The sequence below is a fragment of the Pseudomonas sp. MF08817 genome, assembly GCF_059862705.1.
The window spans coordinates 1-8281 of record NZ_JCBCUY010000072.1 but is presented as its reverse complement, the minus strand read 5'-3'; the positions used below and the strand labels follow the sequence as shown (position 1 = coordinate 8281).

Here is an 8281-nt window from a genome sequence, read left to right as displayed (position 1 = left end):
CATCCCGAACTCAGCAGTGAAACGATGCATCGCCGATGGTAGTGTGGGGTTTCCCCATGTGAGAGTAGGTCATCGTCAAGATTAAATTCCGAAACCCCATTTGCGAAAGCAGATGGGGTTTTGTTTTAAGTAGAAGCTAAAGATTTTCGCGAGCCCGTTTCTTTAACGAGCCGCACACAGAATTTCTTGACGACCATAGAGCATTGGAACCACCTGATCCCATCCCGAACTCAGCAGTGAAACGATGCATCGCCGATGGTAGTGTGGGGTTTCCCCATGTGAGAGTAGGTCATCGTCAAGATTGAATTCCGAAACCCCATTTGCGAAAGCAAATGGGGTTTTGTCTTTCTGGTCCCTGCTGTTTTCAGCGTTTTTTTGTCCTTTCCCTAAACCCCGCCATACCGCTCTAGCATGCCGTCCGGCAGGTTTTTGCCTGTTATGTCGTCTATTTCTTACAAAGCCCTAAGTTTTATCGCCGTGGTGCCGACATGTACTGAGACGAGCGTGCACCAAAGTAGAGCAGCCATAGAATGCTGCCTGCGCGGCGACATGGAATGACGCGACACGGATGACCCCCCATTTTTTGCATAAGAAGTCCCATGAAATGAATCTCAAGTTCAGCCATAAAATCCTTTTGGCCGCCTCTGGCGTAGTGGTTCTGGCTTTTGCCTTGTTCACTTTGTACAACGACTACCTGCAGCGGAACACGATCAAGCAAAACCTTGAGGCCTCGGTGGAACAGGCCGGCGACTTGACCGCCAGCAGCGTGCAGAACTGGCTGAGCGGCCGCATCTTGGTGCTGGAGAGCCTCGCCCAGAACGTCGCGCACCAAGGCGCCCAGGCCGACTTCCCGGGCCTGGTGGACCAACCGGCCTTCACCTCGAATTTCCAATTCACCTACGTTGGCCAGAGCAACGGTGTTTTCACTCAGCGGCCTGACGCCAAAATGCCCGACGGCTATGACCCCCGCGAGCGTCCTTGGTACAAGCAGGCCGTTGCGGCCAACCAGACCATGCTCACGCCGCCCTACAAGGCTGCGGTGGGCGGGTTGATCGTTACCATTGCCATGCCGGTAAAGAAAGAGGGGCAACTGCTGGGTGTGGTCGGTGGCGACCTCAGCCTGCAAACGCTGATGAACATCATCAACTCGGTGGACTTCGGTGGCATCGGCCATGCCTTTCTGGTCAGCGGCGACGGTCAGGTCATCGTCAGCCCGGACGAGGATCAGGTGATGAAAAACCTGAAAGACATCTACCCAGGCACCGCACTGCGCCTGGAGAAGACTGCACAGGAAGTGACGCTCAACCAGCAGGAACGCATTCTGTCCTTCACCCCCGTCGCTGGGTTGCCGAATGCCCAGTGGTATATCGGCCTGTCGATCGATAGGGACAAAGCTTACGAACCTCTCAGCCAATTCCGCACATCCGCATTGATCGCCATGTTCATCGCGGTATCGGCCATTGCGGTGCTGTTGAGCTTGCTGATTCAGGTGTTGATGCGTCCGTTGACCACCATGGGCCGTGCGATGCAGGACATCGCCCAGGGCGAAGGTGACTTGACCCGTCGTCTGACGGTAGAGAGTAAGGACGAATTTGGCGTGCTGGGCGGCTCTTTCAACCAGTTTGTGGAGCGTATTCACGCATCGATTTCGGAAGTGTCGTCGGCTACCCGCCAGGTTCATGATTTGTCACAACGGGTGATGGCTTCATCCAACGCTTCCATTGTCGGTTCCGATGAGCAAAGTGCGCGCACTAACAGCGTGGCGGCGGCCATCAATGAGCTGGGGGCGGCGACCCAGGAGATTGCCCGCAACGCGGCTGATGCGTCGCAGCATGCCAGCGGTGCTAGCGAGCAGGCGGATGACGGCCGGCAGGTGGTGGAAAAAACCATCCTGGCGATGACCGAGTTGTCGCAGAAGATCAGCTTGTCCTGCACCCAGATCGAAACGCTGAATGCGAGTACCGACAACATCGGCCACATTCTCGATGTGATTAAAGGCATCTCCCAACAGACCAACCTGCTGGCCCTTAACGCAGCCATCGAAGCGGCCCGTGCCGGCGAGGCGGGTCGTGGTTTTGCTGTGGTTGCGGACGAAGTGCGCAACCTGGCACACCGCACCCAGGAGTCGGCCGAAGAGATCCACAAGATGATTACGTCGCTGCAGATCGGCTCTCGCGAAGCGGTTACCACCATGAACGCGAGCCAGGTTTCCAGCGAGGAAAGCGTCGAAGTGGCGAACCAGGCTGGCGAACGGTTGGTCAGCGTGACGCAGCGCATCACGGAAATCGACGGCATGAACCAGTCGGTGGCCGCGGCTACTGAAGAGCAGACGGCGGTGGTGGAAACCCTCAACGTGGACATCAACCAGATCAACCTGTTGAACCAGCAGGGCGTGGCCAACCTCAACGAAACCTTGAAGGACTGCGACGCGCTGTCGTTGCAGGCCAATCGACTCAAGCAATTGGTCGATAGCTTCAAGATCTGAGGCGCAGCCGCTACAGCAAAACGCGATGAAGCCTGCCAGGCTCATCGCGTTTTTTTATGGGCCGCTTACGCAAACAGCGTGCGTAGATTGCCCATGGCCTCGTCAGCAAAACCCTGTACGAACTGCGCGAAGGCATCGGCCTCACCCTCACCCTGCGTCGGTTCGGCAATGATGGTCCAGGTGGCACGCGAGCAATCGGCGCCCGCGGCTTCAACCACCATGGCTGCCCACAACTGACCGACGCCCAGGGTGTTGTAGAGGGTGGTCCAGGTCATCGTCATGGCCTGCTCGTCGCGATGGTTGAGCTGTTCGACCACCAGGTTGCCGTCTTTAAAGAACTTCTTGCGCAGCGAACCCGGGCCTTGGCCGGTCATCTCGATGCGCTCCAGTGCTGGGATGAAGCGGTCGAAGCCAGCAAACTCGCCGGCCACGGCCCAGACACGGCTGGCCGATGCGCGAATCTCGACGCTGGCGGTGATCGGGTTGCCGTTGGGGTTGCGGATCAGGGTGTCGGGTTGGGGGTGGTTCATGGTCTTACTCCTGTATGCGCTGGGTGGTGTCAGATAAAGGCAATCTGCTTGAGGTACTCACAGCCTTTGCGCAGTAGCGCTGGGGATTTTTCCGGGTAGTGCTCGCCCATTTGTTTGATGCCATGGCGGGCATTGGTGTGGCCGATCATGGAGATATCGCCGATGTCCTCTTCAAAGCCGTTGAGGTAGAAGCCCAGCACGCCGAACAACGCGTTCTGGCTGTCGACTCGGGCCAGTTGTTGCTGCCACTGGGCCACGGTCGCCCATTCAAAACAGTGGCCGACCTGTTCGAACGCGGCCACATAGGCCGCCCAGCTCAAGGGTTGAGGGTTATGCAGGTTGAAGACGGTGCGGCCGGGTTGATAGCGGGTGCTGTGCCAAGCAATGAAACGGGCCAGGAAGTCCACGGGCATCAAGTCGAAGTTCAGTTCAAGACGTGGCACCAGGCCCAGTTGCAGTGAGCCCTTGAGCATCAACAACAAGCGGTTTTTATGGGGTTGGCATACGCCGTTGCGGCTGTTGAAGCTGATGTTGCCCGGGCGGTACAGGTTGACCTGCACACCGCGCTCGCGGGCGCGCTCTAGCAGGCGTTCGCCAACCCATTTGGACAGGTTATAGCCGTTGCGCAGGTAGATCGGCGGGGTCGGCGCGGCGGCCACTTCCAGCACTTGGCCGGCGGCGTCGCGGGTGCTGCAGGCTGAAAGGGTCGAGATGAAATTGAAGATCTTTTTGCTGCGCCCTTCGCACAGCCGCAGCAGGTGCAATAGCGGCTCGACGTTGTCACCCGCCAGCGACGGGTAGTCGAGGACATGATTGACGTTGGCGGCGTTGTGCACCAACGCGCCGAACTCCCTGTCCAGGCGCTCGTACAGCGGCGGCGCCAGCCCCAGGTCGGGGCGGGTCAGGTCGGCGGCGTGAACCTGCACCCGGCTCAGGTCCAGATGCTCCAGGCAGTTGTCCCGCAGGGCCTGGGCGAAGCGCTGCGCCGCCGATTGCCCGGCGCTGTCGCGCACCAGGCACGCCACTTCCCTCGCGCCCGCCGCCAGCAGTGCTTGCACGATATGTACGCCGACGAAACTGTTAGCGCCGGTGACAATCACTTTGCCCACATCGCCCATGCGGGATGACGCCAAGGCTTCGATGTCGAGCGGGCGGCAGGCATCGGCCAGCGCCTGTTCGCAGAGGTTCTGCTCAATGGCGTTGCCGCGCACCAAGGTTGCCAGGCGAGCTAGGGTCGGGTCTTCGATAAAGCGGTTGATCGAGATGCTGCGCCCGAACTGCTCGCGCAGGCCCAGCAGCAGGCGCGACAGTAGGATCGAGTGGCCGCCGAGGTTGAAGAAGCTCTCCTGGGTGCAGATTTCTTCGGCCGGTAATTCCAGTAGCTCGGCCCACAGCGCCCGCAGCCGCTCCTCGTCGGCGCTGCGGGGCAATTGGCGTGAGGTATTGGCGACGACAGTGACGGGCAGCCTGAGCAACGCCTGGCGGTCCACCTTGCCATTACTGGCGCACGGCAAGCTCGCCAGCAGGGTGCAGGCCAGCGGCTGCATGTAGTCGGGCAGGTGTTGCGCGGCCCACTGCTTGAGCCGTTGCGGGGCGAGTTCCGGTTGCTCACCTGCGGGTTGGGCAACGAACGCCAGAATGCGCCGCTGGCTGTCGATCACCACGGCGACCTGGCCAAACAGGCGACTGGCGCGCAGGCAATGTTCGATTTCCTCGGGCTCGACGCGAAAGCCGCGGATTTTCACCTGATTGTCGCGCCGCCCGCACAGCTCGATTCCCGCTTCGGTCCATTTGCCCAGGTCGCCGCTGCGGTAGGCGCGCAGGCGCTGGCCGTCCGGCAGGGGCAACTCCAGGTAACGCTCGGCGGTCTGCTGCGGGTTGTGCAGATAGCCCAGCGCCACGCCAGGGCCGACGATGTACAACTCGCCCACTTGCTGCTCCGCCACCGGTTGCTGGGCGTCATCGAGAATCAGCACCCGGCTGTTGGCGATGGGCGCGCCGAGCAGGCGGTTGTGGTCGCCGCTGCGCATCGGGCGAGCGGTGGCCAGCACCGTGGCTTCGGTGGGGCCATACAGGTTGCACAGGCGCGTGTGGGGCGTGAGGCGCTCAATCGCTTCGGGCTCGCACACATCGCCGCCGGTCATGAGCCAGTCCAGCCCCAGCGGTTCGTCGCCGGGCAGCAGGCTGAGCAGGGCGGGCGGCAGAAAGCCGTGGGTCAGGCGCTGTTCGCGCAGCAGCGCGGCCAGTTGCAGCGGATCGCGGCGTTGGCTGTCGCTGGGCACGATCAGCGCCGCACCCTGGATCAGCGCTGGGAAGATGTCGATCAGCGAGGCGTCGAACCCCAGGGAGGCGAACTGCAAGACCCTGCTCTGTTCATTCAACTCGCAGAAGTCGGCATACCAGGCGCAAAAATGGCTGAGGTTGTGTTGGCTAAGCACTACGCCTTTAGGTTGGCCCGTCGTGCCTGAGGTGTAGAACGCCATGCACGGCGCGTCGGCGCTGGGGCGCGAGTGCAGCAAGGGTTGGTGCAGGTCGGCGCTGCGGGCGTCGATGCGGGCCACGTCCAACCCAGGCATCTGTTGCGCCAGCGGATGCTGGCCGTCGTGGAGCAGCAGTACCGCCCCGGCGTTTTGCAGGATGTACTGCTGGCGCGGCAGCGGATGGTCCGGCTCCAGCGGCAGGTACACCGCGTCGCTGCCCAGAATCGCCAGGATGGCGGCGTACAGCGGCGCAGATTTTTCCAGGCAAAGGCCCACCACCAATGGCTGCCCGCCGCCGCGCAACGGTGCCAGCAACGGCAGCAGGCGTTGCTGGATCGCCATGCTCTGTGCCCGCAGTTGGCCATAGCTCAGATGAGTGCCGGCAATGACCAGCGCCGTGCGTTGGCCAAAGCGCTGAAGGCTGCGGTCCAGTTGCTCGATGAGCGGTGTTTGCGCTTGGCACAGCAAGTCAGGCCGGGCGGTGTCGTTGAACCGGTGCACGTAGGCCAGCGCCTGCAACCGCAGTAGGCTGGCGCCCTCCAAGGCGTGGTCAGTATCCAGCGCGGTGGTGTGCTGTAGGTACTCGGCCTCGCGGCTCACACGGCTGACCAGCAGCGCGACGTAGTCCACCAGGGTATCGACTGCCCGCCGGTGCAGCATCTGGCCGTTGCCGGAGCTTTCCGGGGCCAGTGGCAGCTGGCCCAACAGGCGTTTGGTGCGAGCGCTGCCGTGCCAACACAGCAGGGTCAGGCGTGGCAGCCATTCGCCCGCGTGGGTGGCCTCCTGCAAGCGCAGGTGCAGGCTGTCGCGGGCGATGATCGGGCTATCCAGCGCTTGGCTGCCGTCCTCGATCAACAGGTCGCAATCGCTGGCCGCGTAGTGGAGGCGGTGGCCGTGTTGCGCCAATTCTTCACCGATGGCATCCAGAGCCTGGCTGTTGCCGATGAGTGCAATATCGAGACATTTCATCCAGTGTTCCTCCCCATCAGCACAGGTAATCGACCATTGCTTGTTGGACGCAGGCCGAGTCCAGCAGCGAACTGCTGCGCAAAAAACGCACGATGTTGCCGACCAAGGGGTGGTGGCGATTGATCGGGAACGCCAGGCCAGACACCTCGTCCTTGAGCGCGAGGTGCACCGCGGGGCTGACGGGCAGGTGATCGATCAACTGAAAGTCGAAGGCGTTCTGCAAGTCGTTGGTCAGGTAGTGGCGGATAAACACCGGCAGGATCTGCGCCAGGCAATGGCGCTCGGCCTCGCTGGCGCGCTGCCAGTAGATCTGCACCAGTCGCGTCCAGAACCCGGAGTGGCGGCCCTCATCGAGCAAATGGTCGGCCATCAGGCCCTTGATCGAGGCCTTCACCGTGTCGTCCCGGGCGAACGCGGCGACATCGTGGGTTACGGTGTTTTCCGCAATGGCCACGCAGATCAGTTCCATGGGCGCGCGCAACTCAGGCGGGGCCAGGGCCAGGGCAGCCGGCACGGCGCGGCTCAACTCGATTTGCGTGGGTAATTGGATGGGCGCGATACCGGTCAGGGCGATGGTTTGCTGCATAAAGTCCATGGCCACTAGTGCGTGGTAGTCCTCGTCCACGACCACGGTCATGGCGTCATACCGGCAGGCTGGCGGGAAGGCCACGCCAAAGCGGTTCTTGGCGATGCTGCGGGCGGTCTGGTCGACGATTTCGGTTTCAAAAATCACCACGTCGTTGATGAACTTGTAGAGGGTCTGTACCAGCACGAAGTCGCGCTGCTGCGGGCATTCGCGCAAAAAGGCCTGGCCCAGAACCAGGGGCTGACGGCTCAGGGGGTAGATCAATTTGTCGTCGTTTTCCAACATCCGCCGGGGCCGGGTGCGGATGCTGGCGCGGTTCTCCCAGGTGTCGGCGAAGGATTGATAGGTGGCGGCGTTCATTGGCTCAGCTCCTGGATGCTGGCGTGCAAGCCATCCCACAGCGCGAGTCGGCTACGCACCGCGGCCAGGGCGGCGGCCTGGGCCTCGGCCTCACGCTGCGGGTCGCCGTCGATCAGGCTTGCCAGTAACTGTTCGGCGGCTGGGCCATGGTCGTGAGCGTCCACGTCGATATGCCGTTGCAGGTAGTAACGCAAAGTCGGCGCCTGATCCGCGCCGATCCGCCATTGGTCGAGCAGGCCCTGGAACATCATCGGAATCACGGTTTCACGGCCATGCACAAAAGCGGCGGCGACGCAGTGGGGCGCAGCGTTCAGGGCGGTTTCGAGGGTGTGGCGGACAAACGTCGCGGCGCTCGGGTGTACGTCGATGCGGTGCAGCGCGGCGTTCCAACTGATGCCTTGGCGTTGCAGGGCGACAAACTGCTCGATGGCCCGGGTGCTGGCGCCGATCTCCGCCATGGCCTCCAGGTACAACTCGAAGTGGCTGCAATGCCCGCCACTGGGTCGCGTGTCGGATTCCTCGCCCAGCACAATGTCGTTGATAAGCCGCGTCGCCTGCGGGTGGGGCGCTGGCAGCCACGGCACCTGGGTGCAGGTCAGCTCGGTTTGCAGGCGCTTGGTCAGCGACATGAAATCCCACACGGCAAATACGTGGGTTTGCATAAAACACTGAAGTTTGCCCAGTGAGTTGATGTCGGAAAATATCCGATGGTTATCTAATTGCGCTTTGCACAGTTGCAGGGGTGGGCGGTCTCAAGGAGCAAGTGCAACAGTCAGTTAACTTTTCTGCACTTGCTAAGCGAACGCAATCCCGCTTCCAAAACATCATCATCAATGGACGTCTGACCGAACCGAGCCGATCTGCTTGCACA

At 61.6% G+C, this 8281-nt stretch carries 5 protein-coding genes and 2 rRNA genes; 3 read left to right on the top strand and 4 right to left on the bottom strand.

The window, feature by feature from the left end:
* The 3 genes from rrf (AC19YR_RS24285) to AC19YR_RS24275 all read left to right on the top strand — a co-directional run.
* Nucleotides 1-81, top strand: a 5S ribosomal RNA gene (rrf, locus tag AC19YR_RS24285); the annotation flags it as partial.
* 104 nt (nt 82-185) lie between these two features.
* A 5S ribosomal RNA gene (rrf, locus tag AC19YR_RS24280) occupies nt 186-301 on the top strand.
* Nucleotides 302-604: 303 nt separating this feature from the next.
* Nucleotides 605-2485 (top strand): methyl-accepting chemotaxis protein, encoded by a 1881-nt coding sequence (locus tag AC19YR_RS24275; protein ID WP_095109291.1) that lies wholly within the window; start codon nt 605-607, stop codon nt 2483-2485.
* Nucleotides 2486-2550: 65 nt separating this feature from the next.
* On the opposite strand, the gene AC19YR_RS24270 is transcribed toward AC19YR_RS24275, so the two are convergent.
* The 4 genes from AC19YR_RS24270 to AC19YR_RS24255 are packed head-to-tail and all read right to left on the bottom strand — an operon-like array spanning nt 2551 to nt 8150.
* Nucleotides 2551-3015, bottom strand: coding sequence for an SRPBCC family protein (locus tag AC19YR_RS24270; RefSeq protein ID WP_500600400.1), 465 nt, complete (start codon nt 3013-3015; stop codon nt 2551-2553).
* Between the two features lie 29 nt (nt 3016-3044).
* Nucleotides 3045-6464 (bottom strand): amino acid adenylation domain-containing protein, encoded by a 3420-nt coding sequence (locus AC19YR_RS24265; RefSeq protein WP_500600399.1) that lies wholly within the window; start codon nt 6462-6464, stop codon nt 3045-3047.
* A gap of 16 nt (nt 6465-6480) precedes the next feature.
* The gene (locus AC19YR_RS24260; RefSeq protein WP_500600398.1) at nt 6481-7410 is read right to left on the bottom strand and encodes a diiron oxygenase; all 930 of its coding nucleotides are present in this window, start codon (nt 7408-7410) and stop codon (nt 6481-6483) included.
* Entirely contained in the window at nt 7407-8150 is a 744-nt protein-coding gene (locus tag AC19YR_RS24255) for a DUF3050 domain-containing protein (protein WP_500600401.1), read from the bottom strand. Before AC19YR_RS24255 ends, AC19YR_RS24260 begins: the two co-directional genes overlap by 4 nt.
* Nucleotides 8151-8281: the final 131 nt, after the last annotated feature.